The organism is Flavitalea flava (assembly GCF_054461575.1).
Genome location: NZ_JBTLQH010000006.1, coordinates 1 through 22958 on the forward strand (window position 1 = coordinate 1; position 22958 = coordinate 22958).

Here is a 22958-nt window from a genome sequence, read left to right on the forward strand (position 1 = left end):
TTATTTTATTCTCTCGTAGAATCCTGCAAATTGAACGGTATTGATCCCTTCGAATACCTGCACGATGTATATAATCGACTCCACGATTGCCCGGCTGGCGAGCTCATCAATTTACTGCCGCCTTATTGGAAGCCGGCGCCATCCTCCAACTAATACCCATCGATCAAAGAGCTTTCTTACCTCACTTACTGTCCTGAGGCAAATGTAAGCCCTCCAACGTTCCATTCAAAGATGCTCCGGATCGTATGCTTACGCGGGATCGCGTAAAACTGTCTGGTCTTCGGGAATGCCCGGCAACTCGTTTTTGAACCAATAAGCTATTCGCCGGAAATTCCCGCTTTCGTATTCCGTGTTATAGGGCTATGGGTCTAACTCGATTTTCTTATCTTCATAGCTCACGTCCGCCACGGTTTATAGGATTATATCGGGAACAATCCCGGGTACACGATCCAGAATCATTGCGCAATTGAATTTATAAACCTGTCCTTTTGTGATCATAAAAAGTATATTTCCATAAAGGTAGCGCTGCCAGCTACCTAAGACAATAGAAATCTGAAAATTTGCGCAAGTTCCGGAATGTTGGAATTAAATTTCTGTCTCTGGCCGTCGGCCGTGTGGATGGCGTTGGTATCCGTGTGGCAAAGGTATAGGGGTATAGGAAAAGCATTGTATACTGCGTGCTGCCTTTTTGGGCACCAGGACGGCGCCTCCGGTGCAATTTTCTACTTACTGTCCGTCAAGGTGGGGGCCGGGTATATACACAAGTCCTGGAATGACTTAGCTTTCATTATGCAGTGTTTTTACAGGGTAAAAGAATAGTTAATAATTTTTTTTGGCTATATTGATTAGAATATGATTGCATTAATTATTAGCCTTGTTGCTTTGTGTACGGGAATAATAGCATTTATAGCAGCTCAGGAAGTCATTATCGACTCCAACCAACGCGGGATAAAGCGAATTAAGAAACCTGGATGGATTTTTATTTATTGTACCGGAGCACTCGTTTTTTTGCCCTTAATTCAATATGTATTACAAAATGCAGCGGACGAAAAAAAGGAAACTCAAAAGAAAATTGAGCAGGATAAAAGAGATTCTAATTTAAGAGCAAGTTATAACGTAGCAATACTAAATATTAAAAAAAACTTTGACACTAGCAACCAGAAAACAGTTTCTTTAGTTTCTGAGACTCTTGGCAAATATGGGTTTAAATTAGATTCAGCGAATAAAAAATTAATAAAAAAAGTTGTTGATTCTGCAAAAACAAAAATAATTTTGGGTGATGATCCGATCCTTCAATTGTCTGATGCACCAAAGGGTATTGAATTTTTGAAACGCGAAATAAATGTAAATCATTATAAAATAACCTATGAAAGCACTGATGCTAGTAGTTGTTGTTATGAAATAAAATACAGTGTTGTGATATTAGATTCCTTAAAGGGATATAAGTATATCAATCTTCAGCCTGCTAACCCTCCAGATTATAATCTGAATCTATCAAAAAATCAAGGAGAAAGTTTTTTCTTTCATATCAATGATGAATTAACATATAACTATTTATATGTTTGGGTAAGAGGAAAATATAAGAACAGTGACGGTTCGAAAAGTTTCACGATTAATAAAGTCTACTTTAATAATATAAATGGAAATGCATTTGGGTTTATTCAAGGAAATACTCGGCAGAAAGTAATAGAAACAGTTTTAAAAAATGAAAATTGAATATTGCTCTTTTTTTCTTTTTAGCATATTTCCGATATAAATTACAATAAGGATTCCGAACGTGGTAAACTTCCCCCGAAACCCGGTGGAAGCGGATACCTTCAGCTTTTGGTATGTCATGCTGGCCAGTTCTGCGAATGTCTAACGACCGGGAAAATTGAAGTCATGAGGCTCTCCCTTCAATAGCTCCGAGAGAAGGAGTTCCAGGGCCTTTGCGAGTCTGTATCTATAGCTACAATTCCCTATACAATGGTAATAGGAATAATAGCTAATCCAAGTCAAAAGTTAATTTGCTAAAATATTTAGAATAATTATTGCCCAAAAATGGGAAATTTAGTAAAATTGGCCTAGATTGTGGAAAATATACGGCCCAAAAATGGGAAATGAATTTAATACCACAAACATTTATAGCCTCTTAGGGCAACCTGTGAAGATTTCCCTATTTGATCTTATTGAAAAAAAGAAGGAAAGTTTAGGCCTTTCGAATCTTCAATTGGGTACCATTCTTAATGTTAGCAAAAGTACTTTCGATCGAATCCTTAAAAATATTCAAGAAAATGATTTAAAGGACATTGACTTTTTCATTCTTTTGAAACTTACCCAATTCTTAGGGGTAAGTATAGAGGATATATCCCAAAATTTTGTCGCTACATTGAACGTAGAGAGCATAAAGGAGTTAGAATATGCCAGGATGGCTAATTACATCTATGAAAATTTTGATTTAAAAAGTTTGAGAAAGGTAGGTTTTATAGACACCTTAACTGATTTTAATAAAATTGAAAATAGAATAAGACTATTTCTAGGAATAGAAAGTATTTATACTTACACTTCTAATTCTTCATACATTCCTGCATTTAGTAAGACAAAGCGGAATGCTAGTCAACTTATGAAGGAATTTTGGGTAAAATCTGCGAATGCGTATTTTGAAAAGATAAATAACCCCTTTCCATATAATCGAACTTTACTAATTGACCTTATTCCTAAGATACGGCCATATACGATGAATTTGGAAGATGGGTTGAAGACTGTGGCCCAGGCTTTGTTTAATGCTGGAGTGACTGTCATTTTTCAACAGTCACTCCCTTTAACCCAAGTGAGAGGTGCTACATTTATTATTCACAATAAGCCTTGCATTGCAATTACTGATTTGAATAAAAATTATTCAACTATTTGGTTCGCTCTGTTACACGAATTACATCATGTTCTGTATGATTTCAATGAGATTAAAAAGCAAGTTTTTCATCTTACTGGAGAACCAGATCTATTCTTATTACAAGAGCCATTGGCAGATGAATTTGCCAGAGAGTATTTCTTTTCAGATGATAAGTGCAGGTATATTGCTCCCTATATCGAAAGCCCACATTTAGTGGCAAAATATGCTCGGGAATGCCAGGTTCATCCTTCAATTATTTATAATTTCTTTGCATACTATGCTGACGTAAATGGCTTAGGCTCAATGTGGGGAAAAATCAATTGGGCGCAACCAAATGTGCAACACGCTTTAAGTTTTATGGATATTAACACCTTTAAGTCGGAAACTCTTGACAACAATGCTAAGCAATTATTGCAAACAGTTTATAATGTATAAATAGAAGCTATGGCAAATAAGAAAAAAGAGACCCAAAAAAGTCAACAACAATTAAGTGAAGAAGCTGCAGCAGAAAGGATGCGCCTTTTAGCTGAAGCAGATGAAGTAAAAGGGGAGCAACTTTCTTTTACACCAGAAGGTCAGTTTGTAAAAATAAGGGAAATACCAGTTACTGATACAGGAAATGTTGATGATCCTGAGAAGAAATTCGATATCTATTACAGAAATATAAATCGAATTCTGAAAAGGTCTCTTCCCAAAGGGAAGCAATACAAAGCCGCAAGAGATTATATATATGAAGAAAAAAATGTGATCCTTACCAGAGGGAAAAGAAAAAAGTCAGATGGCACTAGGGGTGGGGATGGTCGTATGGCTTATATAATAGATGCTGAAGAAGTATTGGAAATGGTTGCCAAGTGGGAAAAAGAAAATGGCAAAATGGCTGACCTATTTAATACCCTTCACAGTTATAATATTAGTAAAGGGTATGGAAAAAGATTCTGAGTTATTTCCTTTACTAAAGCTGGACAAATCCGGAAATACCAGTGAACCGGCAATTACAGAATTTACGGTTCGAAAAAACAATTTGTAGTTGATTAAACCTATAGGGCTTTTTGTTTGCCCCACTTACCATTGATGAAATTCCTCGCTGGCACTTCTATGAAACGATAGGAGAGATAAGAAATGAATAAGATAAATACAACAAATATTGAACAGGCTAACCAACTAATCAGCATGCCCATCTTTGGAATTGCGATGCCGGTTTTCTCTGGGTTTCCTAAAAGTGCTGCGCCCTGATATAAAAAAGGTTGATGAATAAGATAAAGTGAAAATGACCAGTCGCCCAATCTTTGAAGTGGTTTTGATGCCAGAATGGTATCGAGTTTTCGATTGCCATAAGCGGCGGATAGTAGAATACCTGGGAAAATGAGAACGGTAAAAACGTCAAGTACTGCGAAATGCAGACATAAGGCCAGGCCTGAGATAAGTACTAAAAAAGTATAACCTGACGAGAACAATTGTTTGCTCCAATCCCGCTTGTATCCAAAATAAACAATCATGCCTATTACAAAACCAAATAGGCATCGGAAAAAACCAAATTGATAGGCTACATTCAAACTGAAGGGAGTAACCCTTAAGAAACGATCATCGGGAACTTTCACCAATGGAACCAGTACGTAGCCAATCACTAAATACCCCAAGATACACAAAGCAAAAACAACCAACCTGCCAGGTCTTGATAATTTCAAAAATGGGCGGACTAAAAATGGGAAAAGCATGTACATCCACCATTCAGTACTGATGCTCCAGGAAGCATGAGTAAAAGTAAACCATTGATGAAGGTTCATCGAATGCAGCAAAAACAGATTCGTGATAAAGGAATAAACTGAATTCTCGGCATCTAATATGGGAGAAACTTTTGCACCCCATTGATGTAATAGAAACAAAAATAACGTAGTTAATAATAAGGAGAACAGGTGCAAAGGATATACCCTGGCGAAACGGGCAATCGTAAATTTTTTAATGTCCTGTCCTTTAACCGGACCCTCAAAACTTTTCGAATATACATAGCACAATATAAAACCACTCAATACAAAAAAGAAGTCAACCATTAAGTACATATGGTTTATAAAAGATGAAATCTTACCATCCAGCAATCGCCCACCAAAGGAAGAGAGGACAATGTCAACATGGAAGAGAACAGTAAGCAAAGCAGCAATACCGCGAAGCGCAGTAAGGTTGGAAAGGTATTTGTTAGTATTCATTCCATTTTCATTAGAGGCGCACCTGTTATTACACTTGCTGCTTCCGCAACATCGAATGTATTCGTTTGCAAATTGCTGAAAGCCGGGTTGTTTGTCACTGATGCAAAAAGGTCACTTTTCAGAAACTGCTCCAATTCCGTATCCGATTCAAACAGATACACACCACCAGTTTCCTGGTGATCTTCATTAAGGAGCCATATTTTCCAGCAGCAGCCGGGAATTGCTGAAAATCGAGGTGCCACTGCCTGCATTATTTTTTTAAACTCCTCTGTTGGCATACTGTAATTAAACTTCGTCGTTAATACTTTTTTAGTCATTGTAAATTTTTTGATATTGATAATATTATTGCCGCAGGCAGATTACCTGCGTGTTATTATTCTGCCTTCATTAATGTATTTTCTGTTATCCATTTTCCGATCTTATTCCCCATTGCCTGCCCTGCCTTACAGGAGAAACGAAAATGAAGACCCGCCCTCACTCTTGAATCTGCGTTTTCATCGGCAGCGTTAAAAAAGCTTTTGAAGCTTCTTGTCGCGCCCGGTGTGGCAGAAGAGGTGGAAGTGGTTGCAAAGGCAAAATTGTCGCCATAAAAATAGGTAAGTACCGTGGCTCCTGCATTACCCAGCACACTGTGTGTAGATGGATAATCCTGTACCGGGGGCGTGGGCATCAGCGGCTCCCAGGCGGGGTTGCCTCCGTCAGTTACCGGTGTGTTTACAACGGCAGTGTAAGGTCTCCAGAAATTATAATAGAATTTTGAATCCCACCCTGCAATATAGGCATCCGCCAGTGTTATATTGAGCATAGCGAACAAACGGGCTGTAGTAAACAAACCAGTTTTCGCTTTGCCGGCAGCGACCGATGCAATACGGTTCCAGCCAATTTCGGCGTACTCATACCAAAATTTTGCATAGGATGTCTGTTCTGCTGTACGCTGCAGGCTGTTTTTCTCACCAAATGTTTTTACTTCTTCAAAATCTTTCTGATAAGCTGCACTATGCAAAGCCGGGTAGGGGGCTGCGCGAAATTGCTGGGGTTGCAGCAGCCCAAAAGGTTTCATTGTTTTCCAGAAAGGCGCAAATTCAAAATTGAATGGTGGAACTGCCTGGTATACACCAGGAACTGTTGATGGTGCAATAGCTCCGATTGGATCCTGGAAGGCGCCATCATCTTTTCTCAGGTCAATAATGGCATTGCCGCATTGCAGTCCGAGTGCAATGCCTTTTTGTTTGGCATTTAGATCCGCAATAGTATCGATTGCTTTTGCAAGCTGGCTGTCAAGCATTGCTTTTTTCCCCGGTAACTCATGAAGCAATACAGTATATGCGGCAAAAGCGGCTGCCGCTACCGGGTGTGCGGCTGCGTCGCCAGAAGTATTACAGTACTTTTTATACACCGGTTTGATTGAATTGAGCGCATCGTACTGTGCGATGTGGACCATTGTATATAGTCTTGATGCTGAAAGCACATGCTGGTAGTTAGGTGCACCCATAGCGTTCAATGCAGTCGCATTCCAGTCCAGTATCACCCGGTTGGAAATTGCAGGGAATGCTTCGGAAGGTTTGGAATCCACCGGGTTTTTTTCACAAGCTGTGACGGAAAAGCCAATCAGCACAATGCCCAGGTAGGTTAACGGCTTTAATAAGGACAGCCATTTGTTGGTTGTTTTCTTCTTTTGCAGCAATGATACTGCTTTTGTGTTTTTCTGTTCCATTTTTTTGTTTTAAAAATTTAGGAAACAAAAAAACGACTAGTTTGCCACAAAGCAGTTCTGCAAAAGGTATTATTATATATGCGAAAAGTATTTTATTGCTGAGGAGCAGATGACTGCTCAGTATTGTCCGGATTATTGCCCGGCTGCCGGAGAATATCCAAATCTTTTCTTAAAGGCGGTGCTGAAATTATTGTAATGTTTGTATCCCAGTTCATCTACCACATCTGTTACGTCTACCCGGCCCTGCTGCAGCATTGCCCGGGCGTAGTTCATTTTATGTTCATCAACAAATTTCATTACAGAATTACTGAAGAGGTGTTTAAAACCATGCTTTAATTTAAAACTGTTGATACCAAACTTACGGCTAAGCTGCTGCAACGATCCCACTTCAAGATAATGCTGATCGAGGTAAGTTTTAATGTCGTTCAGCAAATCAATATCCGCCCGGCTGAGTCTGGTTGCGGTATTTCCAGGTTTACGATCGGCTCCGGTAAAAATGGCCAGTTGATGAATAAAGAGATTAAGAATAATATTTTCTTTATAGGCGGCACCCAACGCTCCCGCGTAGGGGCAATTTAGGTAGTCATGAATGCATTGGTATATAGCTGGTTTTATTACCTGCGGTGTATCAAGGGTAACAAAAGGATCTTTTCGTTTGCAAAAATTAACCAGCGGGTTATTTTCATCGTGGTCCTGCATTTGCTGCAGTAACAGATCCGGAAATACTTTTACACAAAAAAATTCTTCCTCTGTATTTTTCCTTATGCAGGTATTGAATTTGAATGAAGGAAGGTAGTTGAGGGAATGCATCTGACCGGTTACACTTACATTGGTACCGGTGGCAAATGTGGATGTACCTTTTAGCTGAAAATACATCATGATAAACGGCGTGTTCCTGCCTGCCGTAAAATGCAGATCCTGGCTAACATTACAAAAGGCGCCGTTCAAAACTATAAACCACTTTTCTGAAGCGGTGCTCACACGGATAAGCCCCTCTTTTTCATCTTTAAGCGTAAGCATAGTGGTTTCCGCTTTGCTGTACATGCTGTTGACAGTATGTATTATTTCATCCAGGTTAAGCATTGTTGTTGTAGTATATTTAGCCGTAAATATTCAGTGCACAAAAAAACCTATAATCCAATTCCTATGAAAACTTAAAAGTATTATAACTTTCTGATACACGATGATGAGAATATTACTTAGCTGACCGTTGGGAGATTCAGCCCTACCGTAGGGAAACTACCAAATCAAGAATGCTATGGCCACTAGCAATAATCAGTAAATAAGGCGTGACATTTTAACAATTTTCCTGACTAATATAATAAGAGCCTCCTGAAGAACATCTTCAGCATCTTGTATATTTCCTCCATTATGCCGGATCATTTTCTGCATCATGGGGAGATATTTATACAAGGAGTTAAGTGGTTTATCGTTTTTATCTGTACGGATCAATTCTATTATATGGTCAAGCTTTTATGGTGGTTTTTTCCTGATATATGGTAAAGATGGCAAAAAGGTCACATTGTGCGGAAGTAAATCTGTTCGAAAGGGTAGAATTTAGCATAAGTTGTTGATTTTTATAAAGTTAATCTATTCGAAGGAACTCCATAAATGGCAAGAGTGGGCTATCTATTCTTTGGATGGGTTTGAATAAACCTAAAATGATCTTTTAATAAGGTTAAATATGTCATATTTGATCTTATGAAAGATGTAATATTAGCAATGTTGGCTGAAACAGCAGAACGGTTTAAGGTGCCGGAACAGAATCGTGCTATATCATTGAATCCTGCAAAGCCTAAAGTCCAAACCATTATTGGCCCAAGAAGGGCGGGCAAATCGTCATTATTAAAATTGGCGATTCACAAATTATTGAGTGAGGGGGTTGAATGGCGGCAAATTTGTTATTTGCCATTGGAGGATGAGCGCCTGAGAGGGGAAACGTTTAAACCTGATCTTATATTACAGGCTTTTGGTGAATTACATCCTGAAAACCCGGGGTTGGACGATGTGTTTTTCTTCTTTGATGAAATACAATATCTTCCTGAATGGGAAGCATTTATCAATCGGGTACATGAGCAGGTAAGCCGGAAAGTGATCATTACCGGATCAAATAGCAAAAAATTGCATACCGAAGTAGCCTCGGTTTTACGGGGAAGAGGGATGCCATTGGAACTTTTACCTCTTTCGTTTACTGAGTACCTTCAATTCAGAGATATTGCTTTCAAAGCTCACGGTACAGAAAAAGCGGTTGTTCTGTCGGCGTTTAATGATTACCTGTTATGGGGCGGGTTTCCAGAAGTTGCCCTTTCGACCCCGGAAGATAGAAGGGCTTTGCTGCAGGAATACTTCAACTCGGTCCTGTATAGGGATATCATAGATCAGCAGCAACCGGCAAACTATAGTTACCTGCGCTATTTATTTCATCGTATAGCAGGCAATACGAGCAAAAACCTAACCTTGAGGAAGATATTTATGGAAATGAAAAGCAGGGGATACACAGTGAGCCAGGGAAGTATATATCAAATGGCTGATTTAGCCGAATCAGTATATCTGTACAAGCGTATAAGCCGTTTTGACCATTCGCTGATCAAGCGGGAGAATGCCGACAAGAAAGGTTACTTTATAGACAACGGAATGCTGCATGCCATAGATGGTAGTTTTTCAACTAACAAAGGAATGCTCCTGGAAAACCTGGTTTTCTGGCAGTTGTATAGAATGTATGGAAATATATATACGACTGATATTTATTATTACCAGGACCAGTACCACGAATGCGATTTTGTGCTTTATAAAGAAGGAGGACAGTCTCTACCGATACAGGTTTGCTTGCAAATGACGGATGAAAGTACCCGTCAAAGAGAGTTGAAATCTTTGGTGAAAGCCTGCAAGCAAACTGATAGTAACAAAGGGATCATTATCACCCTTGAAGAAGAACAGAGCTTTGTGTATCAGGATATAAACGTACAAGTGATAGCCGCTTGGAAATGGTGTGCAGCTCCTTTTGATTTATTTTGATGCCCTGAGCCCTGCCTAAAGCTGCTTAGCGTTGGAATCAACACATTATACGAATTTATGGAAAATAGCTGAAAAATATTTTATAAAACAATTGTTTATTGTTGTCGTGAATACTATATTTGTGACAACAAAGCCAAATGACGGTACAAAACACAAAAAACACAAAATACCAAAAAGGGAAATTATGACACAAACGAAACGTAACCGCAAATATTGGATTATTGTGGCTTCTAAAGATCATGTAAGAACAGGTCTTGCAGAAGGAATTGCCCAGGCCTGCCACGGTAAGACATCTCCATTGAAAAGGATGCGAAAAGATGATTTTATCATCTATTATTCAGGCAAACAAACTTTTGGCAAGCCTGACAAGTGCCAGGAGTTTACGGCTATTGGAAAGGTGATGGATGATGAAGTTTATCAGTTCCAGATGTCAGCAGACTTCTGTCCATCGAGACGCAATATTGAATTTTTACAGAGTGAGGATATTTCAATCCAGCCATTGATACATGAATTGGAATTCATTCGAAACAAAACCAGTTGGGGCTATCCATTCCGTTTTGGTTTCTTTGAAATCAACCAACACGATTTTGATCTTATTTCTTCACAAATGCTTCAAAAAGTGTATGCCTAAAAAAATTGAATTTCACTTTAAAAGCCCTAACGACAGCCCCGGCTATTTGCTTGGACAATTGACCATGTTATGGCAACGTAAACAAAAGAGGGTTTTAGATCCGTTAGATCTGACACACACACAATTCGTATTGCTGGCTTCGTTGGCCTGGCTTTCACGGGAAAATAACGCCGTAACCCAGGTTGACATCGCCAACCAAAGTAATGCTGACAGAATGATGGTTTCAAAGGTCTTACGAACATTGGAAGAAAAAAAATTCATCATACGCCGTGAACACGAAACCGATACCAGGGCAAAAATCATTAAGTTGACAGCTACCGGGGAAACGGTTTTGCAAAAAGCCATTAGACAGGTTGAAAATGCCGACCTGGAATTTTTCTCGGCTTTAAAAAAGGACCTTTCACCGTTTAATTCCAATATGATACGACTTATTGCCGGGAACAAAAGCGTATAGAAAAATCAGCTATTGGCTATAAGAAAAACTGTATATATTTGTTCTATGCGAATGACAATATCCGGCCTTCCGCGCCATTTCGACAAGTTTGATCTTCAACGGCTTTTTAACCAATTTGGCTGGGTGGAGTATACAAAAATCATCATCGACCCCCTCTCTGGCCTAAGCAAGGGAAAAGGAATTGTTGAGATGAGTGATGATCAGGCCAAACTGGCAATGGTGGACTTACAGGGCAAAGTGCTGGGGACGAACCCGCTTAACATTAAAGAAGCAAAAGAAGGTGGCCCCAGGCGCGGTTAACCTATTCTTTCATTTTTTGACTACAACAAAAGGCGTTTTGGCTTCATTGTTCATTTTCAGATTGTTGAGCTTTGCCTCAACAAAAATGTAAAAATGAAAATCGTAGTTACAGGTTCCTTAGGGAACATAAGCAGACCACTGACAAAAGAACTGGTGGAAAAAGGACATTCGGTAACCGTTATCAGCCGAAAAGCCGAAAAACAACAAGAAATCGAAAGTTTGGGTGCAAAAGCTGCCATTGGCACCATGGAGGATACAGATTTCCTGGCAGCCACTTTTAAAGGTGCGGACATAGTATACCTGATGGAAGCCATTGGGTATGGTAGTTTCTTTGACCACAACCTGGACGTATTAATGGAGATTAATAAAATTGTCAATTGTTTCAAACAATCCATCGGACAATCGGGTGTAAAACGGGTAGTACACCTGAGCAGCATTGGCGCGCATACAGACAAGGACTCCGGCATTCTCGCTTTTCATTACCATGCAGAGAACATTTTGAAACAACTTCCGGCCGACGTCTCCATTAAATTTATGCGTCCGGTCGGGTTTTATTACAATATGTTTGCATTTGTAAAAACCATAAAGGCGCAAAACGCAATTATCGCTAATTATGGTGGTGACGAAAAAGAGCCCTGGGTCTCGCCCCTGGATATTGCAGCCACCATTGCCGAAGAGATGGAAAAACCTTTTGAAGGTAGAACAATGCGTTATATAGCAAGCGACGAAGTATCTCCAAATGAAATAGCCAAAACTTTAGGTGAAGCAGTCGGAAAAAATGATTTGAAATGGCTGATCATTCCTGACGAACAATCATTGAATGGTTTATTGGATGCCGGTATGAATCCGCAAACTGCAAAAGGCTTTGTAGCAATGAATACATCCAGGCGTGGCGGGGTACTATATGAGGATTATTACCGCCATAAGCCAACGCTTGGGAAAATCAAGCTGAAAGATTTTGCCAGGGAATTTGCCGCCGTCTATAATCAGTCATGAAATTATTATATTTGGAATATGAATTATTTTTTAGCAAATGGCAGTGAGTAGCCCATACAGAATAAGAACCATCAGCGAGTTTCATCAATTGAGAGGCTTGCCCAAACCGCAACATCCCTTAATAAGTGTAGTGGATTATGCATCAATTCAACATTCTCCGGAGTTTAATCTTACGAGCTGGGTTCTTGATTTTTATTCAATATCAGTAAAAAGAAACTCCGCAGCAAAAATAAAGTACGGTCAGCAGCAATATGATTTTGATGAAGGGGTAATGTTCTTTATGGCACCAGGACAGGTTTTTAGCGTTGAGATAACCTTCAGCCTTGCCGTAAAACATTCCGGGTGGATGTTGCTGATCCATCCGGACTTTTTATGGAACACGAGTTTAGCGAAAACGATAAAAAAATATGAATACTTTGATTATTCTGTAAACGAGGCATTGTTCCTGTCCGAAAAGGAAGAAGACACGACTAATCGGATTATTCAAAATATTCAGCAGGAGTATGATTCCAATATTGATAAGTTCAGTCAGGATATTATTATTTCGCAAATTGAAACCTTACTTAATTACGGAGAGCGGTTCTATCATCGGCAATTTATCACGCGTAAAAAATCAAATCATCAGCTACTCGATCAATTAGAAAAATTACTAACAAATTATTTTAATACCGAAGATTTACAAAAAAATGGGCTGCCAACTGTCAAATACATTTCAGAAAAGTTGAACATATCACCAAATTATCTGCGGGGATTGCTTAACGTATTGACCGGACAAAACACACAGCAACATATTCACGACAAGCTGATCGAAAGGGCCAAAGAAAAACTATCTACCACTGCCTTGTCTGTTAGCGAAATTGCTTATGAATTGGGTTTTGAACATCCGCAGTCCTTTAGTAAACTGTTCAGGGCGAAGACCGATCTTTCGCCTTTGGAATTTCGACAGTCATTTCACTGATCAGCCTTGTTAGCTTTAGCGGCCTTGTCGGTGCTTCAAACAGCGATTGTTATCAATCTGAAAATCTCCCTGTATTTTTACATAAATTACTTGTAAAATGATAGATAAACTCCTGGATTTTATGGCTACGAAGATTAGCCTGACAGACAGGGAGATCTCGCTCTGTAAAAAGTATTTTGACCCCGTTTTATTTCCGAAAAACAGGATAATTGAAGAAGAGGGAAAAGCCCCCAAATATCTTTATTACATTGTTTCGGGCTATTTAAGGCTGTTCCATTATAATGATCAAGGCGACGAAGTAACTACTCATATCAATTGCCCTCCCGGATTTTTTACTTCTTACATGAATTTCATCAATAAAAAGAAATCGGATGAAAATGTGGAATGTATTACGGAGTGTGAACTTTTAAGGATTACCAAGGAAGATCTGGACAAGTTCACATCCGAAAGTCCTGTAATGAAGGATTTCAGTATTTCGGTATTCCAGGAATCCCTTGCCTACAATGAGAATCGCTCAAAGGATCTGGCCACCCTGCCTGCGGAACAACGCTACCGGAAATTGATGGATGAGCATCCCGATATACTGCAAAATGTTCCTGTTGCTTATATCGCCTCCTTTTTGGGAATAAAACCAGAAAGCCTGAGTCGTATACGCAGGAAAATGGCAAGCTGATCGCCTTTACCTAAATTTTGGAAATAACTATCGGTGATTGCTGTTTAACTAACAAATGTCAAGTGTATCCGCTTGCTCTTTGCTGAACTTTGCTGTATTAATTAAAACAAAAAATCATGACAGCGAAAAATTTAGCATTAGTATCCGGTGCCAATGGACATTTGGGTAATAACCTGGTTCGTTGCCTTATCAAAAAACAAATACCTGTAAGGGCCACCGTACGAAATATTAGCAACAAAACACCCTTTGCAGGGTTGTCTTGCGAGGTGGTACAGGCAGATATAACGGATAAAACTTCCTTTATAAAGGCGTTGGTGGGAGTGGATACCTTTTATGCCGTTGGTGCATCCTTTAAACTTTGGGCAAAGGATCCTAAAAAAGAAATCTATGATGTGAATATGCTGGGAACAAAAAATACGATTGAGGCCGCGGCCGAAGCGGGGGTGAGAAAAATTGTATATGTAAGTTCCATTGCCGCATTAGATTATGCTAAATTGCCAACCAAAGAAAGTAACGGGTATAATCCTGACCGCAGGGATATGTACTATAATTCTAAAAATGACGGCGAAAAATTGGCTTTTGAACTGGCAAAAAAACTAGGAATTGAGTTGGTTGCGGTTTTGCCAGCCGCGATGATCGGGAATGAAGCTTTTTTGCCCTTGAATGTATCCTATGGCGTGCTAAAGATGATCCTGAACAAGGAAATTCCTGTGGACACAAAAATAACGCTGAATTGGGTCGATGTTAAAGATGTGGCGGAAGGCTGCTACCTGGCAGCCACCAAAGGAAGGGCCGGTGAACGCTATATTTTGGCCAATGAACAATGTATGACCATTACAGACACTACCAAAATGGCCGGTACATTATATCCCGATTTAAAATTGAAAACTCCCCGGGCAGTTCCGAAACCGGTATTGTCTGCCATCGCCGGGATAATGGAGTTTTCTGCTAAACTTCGGGGGAAAGCGCCATTGCTGACCAGAAAAGATATAGCCATGTTTTCCGGGCTCCAGCAGAATTTTGACATTTCCAAAGCAAGAACGGAGCTGGGTTTTAACCCAAAAAAACCAGAACAGGCGGTAAAGGAAGCCCTTGACTATCTGATGGCTAACCAACAAATTTTATCCTTGTAGACTATTTTTCCGGAACGCTTACCATCCCCGATATCGTTATTCTACGAAAAAAATTTGCGCAATCAAATGCTTGCTCATATATTTGCAAGCAAATGATTGCATATTATGGAAACACGCAGAGACGTTTTTCAGGCAATAGCCGATCCCACCAGACGGGCAATAATAGGTATGATTGCGGGCCAACCTGTCAATGTTAACACGATTGCCGAACAATTCGATGTCAGTCGTCAGGCTATTTCCCTGCATCTTAAAATCCTTGCTGAATGCGGGTTGTTAAACATAAAACAACTTGGCAGAGAACGTTTAATTGAAGCAAAACTGGAAAAACTTAACGAGGTCCATGCATGGGTTGAACAGTATCACAAATTGTGGACAGGCAGATTGAGTGCCCTCAAAAAATTTGTCGAACAGGAGGATTTGCAGCCTGCCCGGATAAATACAACCAAAAAGAAAAAAGCTAAGAATATCCATAAATCAAAAAAATAAAAAGATGGAAAATAGTCTTAATAAAAATGAAGTTTTCATAGAAGAAATCTTTAACGCAAGTCCTGCAAAAGTCTTTAGTGCATGGACAGACCCTGAGAAATTAATGAAATGGTATGCACCTGATGGCTGCACCGTTTTCTTCAAAAAAATTAACATTAAAACAGGCGGACAATTCCATTCCTGTATTTCCAATCCTCAATTCGGGGACTGTTGGTGCATAGGGGAATACAAAGAAGTTGTGCCTAACTCAAGAATTGTGTTTACCCTGATCAACGCGGATGAAAATGGTAATCCAATAAACCCGGTTGAAATCGGTATGGACCCTGATTGGCCGGGTGAAACGCTTGTTACGGTGACACTCACAGAAGAAAATGGTCAAACGAAATTGCAATTACGGCAAACAGTTTCCCCGGAAATTGCTAAAAGAACTGGCGCATACCCAAGTTGGCTGCAAATGTTGAACAAAATGCAAACAGTACTCCATCTAAACTAATAAAATGAAAGGGACAATCCTACATGCTGTTCTAGCAGTTCTGGTTCTATCATCATTCAAAAATGTAAAACAATCAGAAGCAAACAGTAATCCAATTAAAACGATCGCAAAGGATACCCTGATTTCCAAAAAAGGCTATTCTGAAGTCAACGGAATTAAAATGTATTATGAAATTTATGGTCAAGGCAAGCCGCTTGTTCTGATTCATGGTGGAGGCTCTACCATTCAAACAACATTTGGTAGGGTCATCCCTATGCTTGCTAAACATAGAAGACTTATAGCTGTTGAGTTGCAAGCTCACGGAAGAACCGGTGACAGAGACAAGGAGATATCCTTTGAGCAGGACGCAGATGATATTGCCACAATTTTAAAGAATTTGAATATTGATCAGGCAGATTTTTTTGGTTTCAGTAATGGGGGGACAACTGCTGTTCAGATTGCCATTCGTCACCCTGAAATAGTGGGCAAGCTTATTTTAGGCTCTACCCTTTGCAAACGTAATGGCGTTCCTGCGCAGTTTTGGGATTTTATGAAACAGGCCCGGTTAGCCAATATGCCCAAAGAGCTAAAAGAAGCTTATCTGCAGGTTGCACCAAACCCAAATGGCCTGCAAATCATGCACGATAAGGATGCAAAACGGATGGTAAATTTTAGAGACATACCCGACGAACAGATCAAATCTATTAAATCTCCGGCCTTGATTATCATAGGCGACCAGGATGTTATATTACCCGAGCACGCTATCGAAATGCACCGACAAATGGCCAACTCGTCATTAGCTATAATACCGGGCGTACATGGTGAGTATATTGAGGAAATAACAACACTGAAATCTGATTCCCGGGAAGCAGCCTTTGTTATTTCCATGATGGAAAGATTCCTTGACAAAAACTAGATGTCGCTATCCTGGAAGACCCAACGGTACACCTCTACAGATATTTTAACCATGCTTTTTCCGGGTGCCTGGATTTGTAGCCCGCATACCAGCGACAGGCAAAATAGAGGATGACCACGTCGATCAACCAGACAAGATAAAGCGAGGATAACCCCCAGCGCTGGTCTTCTGGAATTCCCACCAGGGGCGCGGTAGCATACCAGTCCTGGTGAATAGTTCCTGAGCGGACCAGGTTTACGATGAATGCAGAAAGATGGATCAGGAGTAAGTGCAGTAAATAGAAGAATAGCGGGACACGTCCAATGATGGTCAGCACATTCGAAAATCCTCCTTTTACCTTTTCGGCCCATGGGACCAGTGCGATCACCGGCCCGAGCGTCATCAACAAGTAGAGCTGGGATGGTGGATATTTCTGTTGCCCCAGGAGTTTGAAAATAAATGGAATGTCACTGTCTCCCGATGGACTTACCAGGATCATTATTGTCCCGGCTACGAGGAAAAGAAGGATAGCAGAAATACCGATCCGGAGACAGATTTTTCTTACCGTCCCGGGATCCCGAAGGAGCAGCTGCCCGAAACCATAACCAGCCATCATCACGCCGATCCATGGGATCAGAACGTATAAAATGCTGACGCCCATAATGTTCTCCAATCCGGATTTGCCGGTGAGAACGGCGTTCCTGGATCCTGAGGGATAGAAAAAGCTCCATATCGTTCTGACAGGTTCCTGGATTGAGGACGGGAAAATAGCAGGAACAAAGTGGAATATCTGCTGAGCGAAAATCAGGACGAGACCTATGATACCGATAGTCCCCGGACGCAGCCATACAAATGGTGCAAGGAGGATCATGCACCACCCCAGCATCCAGATAACTCCGGCAAGCATAAAGTTGGCATAGTCAAAATTGAAGGTCCAGAAAAAACGGACCACGGTCATCTCCAGCACAACCAACAAAAGTCCGCGGGTGATAAGAAACCAGGCGAGGCCCTGTTTGTTACCGGATTTCTGTAAAAATAAAAATGCGCCGGTGCCGGCAAAAAAAGCAAAAGACGGAGCGCTGTAATGCGTGATCCAGCGGCCGAAAAAGACAGCCGGCGAGAGACTGCCGGCGGGAATACCGGAATAGGCACGGACATGATCGATGGCCATAATGACCATAACTGCTCCTCTCAAAAGATCGACTGATTGGATCCGCGTATGTGCCGGGTTGAGTTTTTGAAATGGTTCCATACAAAAAGATTTAGGAAATGGCAAGATCTATGGTTTGGCATTAGTGTGCAGCCATCATCTTCCCTGCGGCAGTTCCTGTACTCCTTGCGGCAATTTTTATTTTTCCCGGATACTTACCACCCCCGATGTCGTTATTCTACGGATAGTCAGCTCCTTTCGGTTATCATCGTAAGTGTACTGATCTTCTTTTAGTAAGATTCCATCTATCGATACCGAAAGAGGTTTGGCAGACATATGCATAATGATAGACCATGTCCTATGTTTTACACTATTTTCAAAGGTTCCTTGGGTCTTCCCGATCTCAATTATGCTGGAAGCCGCTGTCTTTTTGGCGGTAATACGGGTCGTGGAATAGTTGCCCTTCTCATAATCAAAACTCACACCATCATCTTCGTATAGATCAAAAGATGTTTCCTGCTGGTCCGGAAATACGTATAAGGTAATTTCATCCATTGGTTTTTCACCCCGATATTGTACAACCGGTCCCATGGGAATAATGGAGCCTGAATGGATATAGAGAGCGCCACCCTTATTATCCGGCCAGGTAATATCTTTCTGCTGAGATCCCGCAATAATCCCACCGGTCCAGTAGTCTTTCCATTCTCCTGCAGGGAAATACATGTCTTTTTTATAGATACCCACCATAAGACCAGGTCCCAACAGATACTGATGAAGATTTTCCCGGCAGTTTTTATCCTCCGGATAAACAATCGTTAAGGGCTGTAATAAAGGCCATCCTGTTTTAGTGGCCATCCTGGCTGAGGAATACAAATAGGGAAATAACCGGGACCGGAGTTCAGCATAAGAACGGTGCAGGTCCTTCAACTCCTCTCCCTGAACCCAGGGCATTTTAAAATAGGCCCAGCTGCAGATCTCGCTAAAAGGTAAAAGATAACCATAGTGAATGCCCTCTTTAGTGCCCACTTCCATATCTACGGTAGACCAGCTTTGGCCTACTATAGATGTATTTAAGATACCTCCCAGCGTTGTCAACTCTCCTCCGGTATCCCCGGTCCAGGTAGCGGAAAAGGCCTGAAAACCAGTCCAGCCAGCAGGAGTGAGCGCTGCCGGACGCCGGTTTGTTTTTGCCTTAAAGCCATCATACATCTGTTGGGAATAAAGCAGCGGATAAAGATTATGCATTTCTTTATCCTTCATTCCATTGCCCCATAACCGGTCCGGATGAAATTCCATTTGCACGGCAGCATCCTGTTTGAAGAAATCAACACCCTGATCCACAAATTTTTCCAGGTGTTTGAACCAGGGTTGATCGATAATGGTTACCGTATCTGAAAATACATGCCCGCCCAAATGTTCATCCTGAAACAGGGGAGGAGTTGCATTTGCCTTATTGCCATTGGCTAAGGAGGCCAGATTTGCCTTTCTTCCCGCTTGTCTTTCTGCCTCATAACTAAGATCATAATTGTTGCAAAGCCATAATTCCAACTTAAAGCCCATCTTTTTTAAGGCGGGCACAAACGAGGGAGGCCGGGTTTCGTTGAACCAATAAAGATGGGGGAAACGGATGGAGCTCCATTGTTTTTTCGTGGAATAATCATACCGGCCTTCCATCCATCCCGGTTCCAGGCCAATTACGTCGCAAGGTATTTTTTCATGTCTGAAATTATAGGCTGCTGTAACGGCCTCCATATCATCCGCCTGATCGCGGCAGATAAACCATAAGCCAAATGCCCATTGCGGTGGAAGCCGCGGCCGGCCCGTTAAATGGGTATAGGTATTCAGGAGTTGTTTGAAATCTTTCCCCACCATAATATAATAATCAATGGTACCGCTTTCATTTTTCCAGTTATAGGTATCCGGTTTTGTTTTACACATGTCGAATATCGTATGGTAGGTGGTATTTACCAATACCCCAACTCCTTTGGTGGACATAAAGTAGGGAACCGGAATATAGGTGGACGTCTTATACCGGACATCGCAATCAGCCATATACCCTCTGTGATAAAGATGGGTTCTGGATTGATCTCCAAAACCGATCCAGTCTTCCTCCTTATCTGCCTTAAAAACGACCTCTGTAGTACCATGGTCAAAGGTGGCGGCTGATTGATCCAGCAATACTTTACTGCCCTCGGGGTCTGTGACATGAATATTCCCTGTTACATAATTGATTTTCACCCGCATATCGGCTGTTTGGGCTAAAAACCCCTGGCTAGTCTGGGAAATCTGTGGTTTGAAAATTCCTGAGTCCGGTAGATTAATGAACCCGTAGCGGTTAAGACCGGAATTTTGAAAAACTCCCCCTTCCGGAACAATAGAAATCCGAAGAATATTAGCGGATATCATCTCAATCCGTATCCGCGAAGTTTTGTTAAAACTATGCTCTACTATACTCGTATTACTATTATTCGTATAATTCTTACTATTATTCTTACTATTATCCTTACTCTTTTCCTGTGCCTGCGCTTGCACCTGTGCCTGCACTTGCACCTGCACCAGGCTCAATAAAGTCAACAGGAATGGTAATAAATAGTGGGGTTTGGATGTAAAGGGGTTCATTTTTTCCAATTTTATAGTTAATGCCCGGGAGATCAATAACCAGTCTAACTGATTAAGTTACATTCAAATATAAACCAATGGAAAACTGTACAAAGGCCGTAAGGGCAGATTGCTAATATATTGGAAAGGATTGCCAATTGTAATGAACTGTCTGAAATTTTAAACGACAGGTAACAATCAGGTTTCGATATTATTGAATATTTAACAAAAGACAAGCAGCTTTAACAGAATCCTTAACAGCTCCTGCTTTACCTTTGTGTAGATGATTTACATGATCATCCCTTCAATAAAAATTTTTAAGTTTCTCATAAGCAGTTAGTTTTGGTTACGGCCTCTGTTTCTACAGAGGCTTACTTTTTTATAATAAGCCTTACTCAAATAACCATTATCTATCTTACCTAATAGTCAAAGATTCATCCATTTGTACTGGTCGCAGAACGAGCTGGAAACTAACATTGATTTCCTCTTTCACTTTTATCAGGCCTGCCAGTTTCCGGGGCGGGGTTAAACCAAAATCTGAAAACAACAATTTCCGCTTACCGCCTAGATGCAGGTACCCTCTTTGATCGTTTTGCAGGGTAAAGCCTATCTCCATCTTCCGTGTAATTCCGGCCAGTTCAATGGCAACCCAGCCCTTTACTTTTTGAACATCGGACCGGGCAGTGAAATTGTCAAGACTCAGCAAACCGATTTTTAAAGTCGAATTTTTGTCGGCTTTCAAAGTTTTTCTCATATCTGCCGTAATATTTCGCTGGTGGCAGTCAAACCTGCTGATAAGGATAGCAGGCCCTCCTTTGATAATAAAAGACTGCTGGTAATTATCTTCCTTATAAAACTCGATTGTATCGGCCTGGAGATATTCCCCTACGTCGCAACGGAAGCTATTCACATTTGATTTGCCATCGAAGGATAAACTACTGTTCTTTTCAATCACCCATTTCTCTACTATGGGTTTTCCCGGGATAAAAAAGCACCCGGCAATATAGGCCAGCATAATTAACTTCATAACAAAATGCTTTTATTAATGGCTAAAACCCAACCACCGCTTCAATAACATAGCCGTTAAACTTGCCCGAACTGCGATAATCTCCGGGAGGGAACGAATAATAATGCTGAAGCACATACTCTCCTTTCATTAAGATATTCCGGGTCACAAACCATCCTGCAGCACCCGCAAGGCGGTCTACCGAAATATTATTCGTCATATTGGCCAGGCGCCCGGACACCTTGTTATACCGGACACCGGCATACAGATTTTCCTGGTGGCCAAAACGGTAGATTAAATCTGCAGCATACTGATGCATGTTCCGTACGGATGTTTCGGTCCTGGTGCGGCCGTTTGCATTTTCAAAAGTGCCGAAAAATTCGAGACCGCCTGCTTTCAGAAAGCCGTTCAACATAATGGCATCCACTTTTTTGGTAAAACCGGGGTTGAGGCGCCCGGAAAAAGCAATAGCGGTAGAAGAAGGAAGCGCGACACCGGTAGGGGCATTTTCCATCACATTTTGATAATTCGATCCGCCCCGGTCACCGCCATATAGGGTAAGTCCGCTGGCATCCGAGCTTCCGTTATGGTATAAACTTCCCGAAAGCCGCAACCGCACATTTTCGGCTATTTTTTTATCGAAACCTCCCTTCAGGATGATAGAAGGCGAGCGCCTGGTATTATCATCCTGCAGTGTCTTGCCGACGGAATCAACGGAGCCTTTTATCATACCATTGGTGAGTGCTCCTACGGCGAAAAAGCCGTTTTTTTGCAAAATCACTTCTCCGCCGATTTCGGTTGCGAAGCCATCCATGATGTAGCTTTCCATAAATGGATTGTACATCGTCTGACCGGCATCCGATCTGCGAAAATGGGCATCGCCATAATTGATTTCCATATGACCTATCCTGATGGTAGTTACTTTCATTAAATCTGACCAGAATTGCCCTTTAAAAGGAAGCTTGTCAAATTGAATATAACCGCCTTTCACCCATGCTTCGTTGTGGTGACGGGTAGAAAGATAGGTGGTAACGTTGAGGTGGATACCATCGGCCAATTGGACATCCATGAACAAGTTGGCCATGGCTGTCATAAATCCCGAGGTGATCGGATATAATCTATTGGAGCTATTATTGTTTATTGAACCATTATTGGATTCCCGGAGATCCTGGTATTGCTGCGTAAAACCAGCGCCAAATCCCACTTTCAGGCCATCGAATTTTATGGAGTCATCCTCTTTTCCTGTTTCGAACCTATTTATCCCCGCCTTGTCGTAAGGTCTCATGTATAAGGGAGATCCGTAGCTTACTTTTTGTTTTTGCGCCCATAATGCCGCAGGGGCCATGAGCAAAATCGCCAGTGTCAGTTGGCCAGTCCGGCGGAGTAATAAATTTATCATAATGACTA

23 protein-coding genes are annotated in these 22958 nt (G+C 41.1%); 15 read left to right on the forward strand and 8 right to left on the reverse strand.

Annotated elements, in window-relative coordinates:
- The 4 genes from ACX0G9_RS08005 to ACX0G9_RS08020 all read left to right on the forward strand — a co-directional run.
- A partial coding sequence (locus ACX0G9_RS08005; protein ID WP_459064505.1) for a transposase domain-containing protein occupies positions 1-153 on the forward strand: 153 nt, incomplete at its 5' end.
- A gap of 699 nt (positions 154-852) precedes the next feature.
- Complete coding sequence (locus tag ACX0G9_RS08010; protein ID WP_459064358.1) at positions 853-1716, forward strand: hypothetical protein; 864 nt, start codon at positions 853-855, stop codon at positions 1714-1716.
- A 376-nt stretch (positions 1717-2092) separates the two neighbouring features.
- On the forward strand, positions 2093-3304 hold the full coding sequence (locus ACX0G9_RS08015) for an XRE family transcriptional regulator (RefSeq protein ID WP_459064359.1): 1212 nt from the start codon (positions 2093-2095) through the stop codon (positions 3302-3304).
- Positions 3305-3313: 9 nt separating this feature from the next.
- Entirely contained in the window at positions 3314-3808 is a 495-nt protein-coding gene (locus ACX0G9_RS08020; protein WP_459064360.1) for a hypothetical protein, read from the forward strand.
- A 98-nt stretch (positions 3809-3906) separates the two neighbouring features.
- Here ACX0G9_RS08020 and ACX0G9_RS08025 read toward each other — a convergent pair whose 3' ends face one another.
- The 4 genes from ACX0G9_RS08025 to ACX0G9_RS08040 form a co-directional block, all read right to left on the reverse strand.
- Positions 3907-5070, reverse strand: coding sequence for an acyltransferase family protein (locus tag ACX0G9_RS08025; protein ID WP_459064361.1), 1164 nt, complete (start codon positions 5068-5070; stop codon positions 3907-3909).
- Positions 5067-5387 (reverse strand): YdhR family protein, encoded by a 321-nt coding sequence (locus ACX0G9_RS08030; RefSeq protein WP_459064362.1) that lies wholly within the window; start codon positions 5385-5387, stop codon positions 5067-5069. Before ACX0G9_RS08030 ends, ACX0G9_RS08025 begins: the two co-directional genes overlap by 4 nt.
- A gap of 56 nt (positions 5388-5443) precedes the next feature.
- Positions 5444-6784: a vanadium-dependent haloperoxidase gene (locus ACX0G9_RS08035; RefSeq protein WP_459064363.1), complete on the reverse strand. Its 1341-nt coding sequence runs from the start codon at positions 6782-6784 to the stop codon at positions 5444-5446.
- A gap of 132 nt (positions 6785-6916) precedes the next feature.
- Positions 6917-7867, reverse strand: coding sequence for a helix-turn-helix domain-containing protein (locus ACX0G9_RS08040; protein ID WP_459064364.1), 951 nt, complete (start codon positions 7865-7867; stop codon positions 6917-6919).
- Positions 7868-8485: 618 nt separating this feature from the next.
- Here ACX0G9_RS08040 and ACX0G9_RS08045 point away from each other — a divergent pair.
- The 11 genes from ACX0G9_RS08045 to ACX0G9_RS08095 all read left to right on the forward strand — a co-directional run bounded on the left by ACX0G9_RS08045 (position 8486) and on the right by ACX0G9_RS08095 (position 16818).
- Positions 8486-9799, forward strand: a complete 1314-nt coding sequence (locus ACX0G9_RS08045; RefSeq protein WP_459064365.1) for an ATP-binding protein — start codon at positions 8486-8488, stop codon at positions 9797-9799.
- 31 nt (positions 9800-9830) lie between these two features.
- A complete protein-coding gene (locus ACX0G9_RS08050) occupies positions 9831-10430 on the forward strand; it encodes an EVE domain-containing protein (protein ID WP_459064366.1) in 600 nt (199 codons plus the stop codon).
- Positions 10423-10884, forward strand: a complete 462-nt coding sequence (locus tag ACX0G9_RS08055; RefSeq protein WP_459064367.1) for a MarR family winged helix-turn-helix transcriptional regulator — start codon at positions 10423-10425, stop codon at positions 10882-10884. The genes ACX0G9_RS08050 and ACX0G9_RS08055 overlap by 8 nt, the downstream gene beginning before the upstream one ends.
- 45 nt (positions 10885-10929) lie before the next feature.
- Positions 10930-11184 (forward strand): RNA recognition motif domain-containing protein, encoded by a 255-nt coding sequence (locus tag ACX0G9_RS08060; protein WP_459064368.1) that lies wholly within the window; start codon positions 10930-10932, stop codon positions 11182-11184.
- Between the two features lie 93 nt (positions 11185-11277).
- Positions 11278-12180 (forward strand): SDR family oxidoreductase, encoded by a 903-nt coding sequence (locus tag ACX0G9_RS08065; protein ID WP_459064369.1) that lies wholly within the window; start codon positions 11278-11280, stop codon positions 12178-12180.
- Between the two features lie 37 nt (positions 12181-12217).
- Complete coding sequence (locus ACX0G9_RS08070) at positions 12218-13138, forward strand: helix-turn-helix domain-containing protein (protein ID WP_459064370.1); 921 nt, start codon at positions 12218-12220, stop codon at positions 13136-13138.
- A gap of 97 nt (positions 13139-13235) precedes the next feature.
- Positions 13236-13811 (forward strand): Crp/Fnr family transcriptional regulator, encoded by a 576-nt coding sequence (locus ACX0G9_RS08075; protein WP_459064371.1) that lies wholly within the window; start codon positions 13236-13238, stop codon positions 13809-13811.
- 116 nt (positions 13812-13927) lie between these two features.
- Entirely contained in the window at positions 13928-14944 is a 1017-nt protein-coding gene (locus ACX0G9_RS08080) for an NAD-dependent epimerase/dehydratase family protein (RefSeq protein ID WP_459064372.1), read from the forward strand.
- A 105-nt stretch (positions 14945-15049) separates the two neighbouring features.
- Positions 15050-15430 (forward strand): ArsR/SmtB family transcription factor, encoded by a 381-nt coding sequence (locus ACX0G9_RS08085; RefSeq protein WP_459064373.1) that lies wholly within the window; start codon positions 15050-15052, stop codon positions 15428-15430.
- 4 nt (positions 15431-15434) lie between these two features.
- The gene (locus ACX0G9_RS08090; RefSeq protein ID WP_459064374.1) at positions 15435-15923 is read left to right on the forward strand and encodes an SRPBCC family protein; all 489 of its coding nucleotides are present in this window, start codon (positions 15435-15437) and stop codon (positions 15921-15923) included.
- A 4-nt stretch (positions 15924-15927) separates the two neighbouring features.
- Positions 15928-16818, forward strand: a complete 891-nt coding sequence (locus ACX0G9_RS08095) for an alpha/beta fold hydrolase (RefSeq protein ID WP_459064375.1) — start codon at positions 15928-15930, stop codon at positions 16816-16818.
- Between the two features lie 34 nt (positions 16819-16852).
- On the opposite strand, the gene ACX0G9_RS08100 is transcribed toward ACX0G9_RS08095, so the two are convergent.
- The 4 genes from ACX0G9_RS08100 to ACX0G9_RS08115 all read right to left on the reverse strand — a co-directional run bounded on the left by ACX0G9_RS08100 (position 16853) and on the right by ACX0G9_RS08115 (position 22950).
- Positions 16853-18049, reverse strand: a complete 1197-nt coding sequence (locus ACX0G9_RS08100; RefSeq protein WP_459064376.1) for a DUF1624 domain-containing protein — start codon at positions 18047-18049, stop codon at positions 16853-16855.
- 96 nt (positions 18050-18145) lie between these two features.
- Complete coding sequence (locus ACX0G9_RS08105) at positions 18146-20566, reverse strand: glycoside hydrolase family 31 protein (RefSeq protein WP_459064377.1); 2421 nt, start codon at positions 20564-20566, stop codon at positions 18146-18148.
- A 394-nt stretch (positions 20567-20960) separates the two neighbouring features.
- On the reverse strand, positions 20961-21572 hold the full coding sequence (locus ACX0G9_RS08110) for a hypothetical protein (protein WP_459064378.1): 612 nt from the start codon (positions 21570-21572) through the stop codon (positions 20961-20963).
- A gap of 22 nt (positions 21573-21594) precedes the next feature.
- A complete protein-coding gene (locus ACX0G9_RS08115; protein ID WP_459064379.1) occupies positions 21595-22950 on the reverse strand; it encodes a hypothetical protein in 1356 nt (451 codons plus the stop codon).
- Positions 22951-22958: the final 8 nt, after the last annotated feature.

Coding starts and splice junctions, on each gene's coding strand:
- ACX0G9_RS08010 (WP_459064358.1), top strand. CDS start 853: ATGATTGCATTAATTATTAGCCTTGTTGCTTTGTGTACGGGAATAATA.
- ACX0G9_RS08015 (WP_459064359.1), top strand. CDS start 2,093: ATGGGAAATGAATTTAATACCACAAACATTTATAGCCTCTTAGGGCAA.
- ACX0G9_RS08020 (WP_459064360.1), top strand. CDS start 3,314: ATGGCAAATAAGAAAAAAGAGACCCAAAAAAGTCAACAACAATTAAGT.
- ACX0G9_RS08025 (WP_459064361.1), bottom strand. CDS start 5,070: ATGAATACTAACAAATACCTTTCCAACCTTACTGCGCTTCGCGGTATT.
- ACX0G9_RS08030 (WP_459064362.1), bottom strand. CDS start 5,387: ATGACTAAAAAAGTATTAACGACGAAGTTTAATTACAGTATGCCAACA.
- ACX0G9_RS08035 (WP_459064363.1), bottom strand. CDS start 6,784: ATGGAACAGAAAAACACAAAAGCAGTATCATTGCTGCAAAAGAAGAAA.
- ACX0G9_RS08040 (WP_459064364.1), bottom strand. CDS start 7,867: ATGCTTAACCTGGATGAAATAATACATACTGTCAACAGCATGTACAGC.
- ACX0G9_RS08045 (WP_459064365.1), top strand. CDS start 8,486: ATGAAAGATGTAATATTAGCAATGTTGGCTGAAACAGCAGAACGGTTT.
- ACX0G9_RS08055 (WP_459064367.1), top strand. CDS start 10,423: ATGCCTAAAAAAATTGAATTTCACTTTAAAAGCCCTAACGACAGCCCC.
- ACX0G9_RS08060 (WP_459064368.1), top strand. CDS start 10,930: ATGCGAATGACAATATCCGGCCTTCCGCGCCATTTCGACAAGTTTGAT.
- ACX0G9_RS08065 (WP_459064369.1), top strand. CDS start 11,278: ATGAAAATCGTAGTTACAGGTTCCTTAGGGAACATAAGCAGACCACTG.
- ACX0G9_RS08070 (WP_459064370.1), top strand. CDS start 12,218: ATGGCAGTGAGTAGCCCATACAGAATAAGAACCATCAGCGAGTTTCAT.
- ACX0G9_RS08075 (WP_459064371.1), top strand. CDS start 13,236: ATGATAGATAAACTCCTGGATTTTATGGCTACGAAGATTAGCCTGACA.
- ACX0G9_RS08080 (WP_459064372.1), top strand. CDS start 13,928: ATGACAGCGAAAAATTTAGCATTAGTATCCGGTGCCAATGGACATTTG.
- ACX0G9_RS08085 (WP_459064373.1), top strand. CDS start 15,050: ATGGAAACACGCAGAGACGTTTTTCAGGCAATAGCCGATCCCACCAGA.
- ACX0G9_RS08090 (WP_459064374.1), top strand. CDS start 15,435: ATGGAAAATAGTCTTAATAAAAATGAAGTTTTCATAGAAGAAATCTTT.
- ACX0G9_RS08095 (WP_459064375.1), top strand. CDS start 15,928: ATGAAAGGGACAATCCTACATGCTGTTCTAGCAGTTCTGGTTCTATCA.
- ACX0G9_RS08100 (WP_459064376.1), bottom strand. CDS start 18,049: ATGGAACCATTTCAAAAACTCAACCCGGCACATACGCGGATCCAATCA.
- ACX0G9_RS08105 (WP_459064377.1), bottom strand. CDS start 20,566: ATGAACCCCTTTACATCCAAACCCCACTATTTATTACCATTCCTGTTG.
- ACX0G9_RS08110 (WP_459064378.1), bottom strand. CDS start 21,572: ATGAAGTTAATTATGCTGGCCTATATTGCCGGGTGCTTTTTTATCCCG.
- ACX0G9_RS08115 (WP_459064379.1), bottom strand. CDS start 22,950: ATGATAAATTTATTACTCCGCCGGACTGGCCAACTGACACTGGCGATT.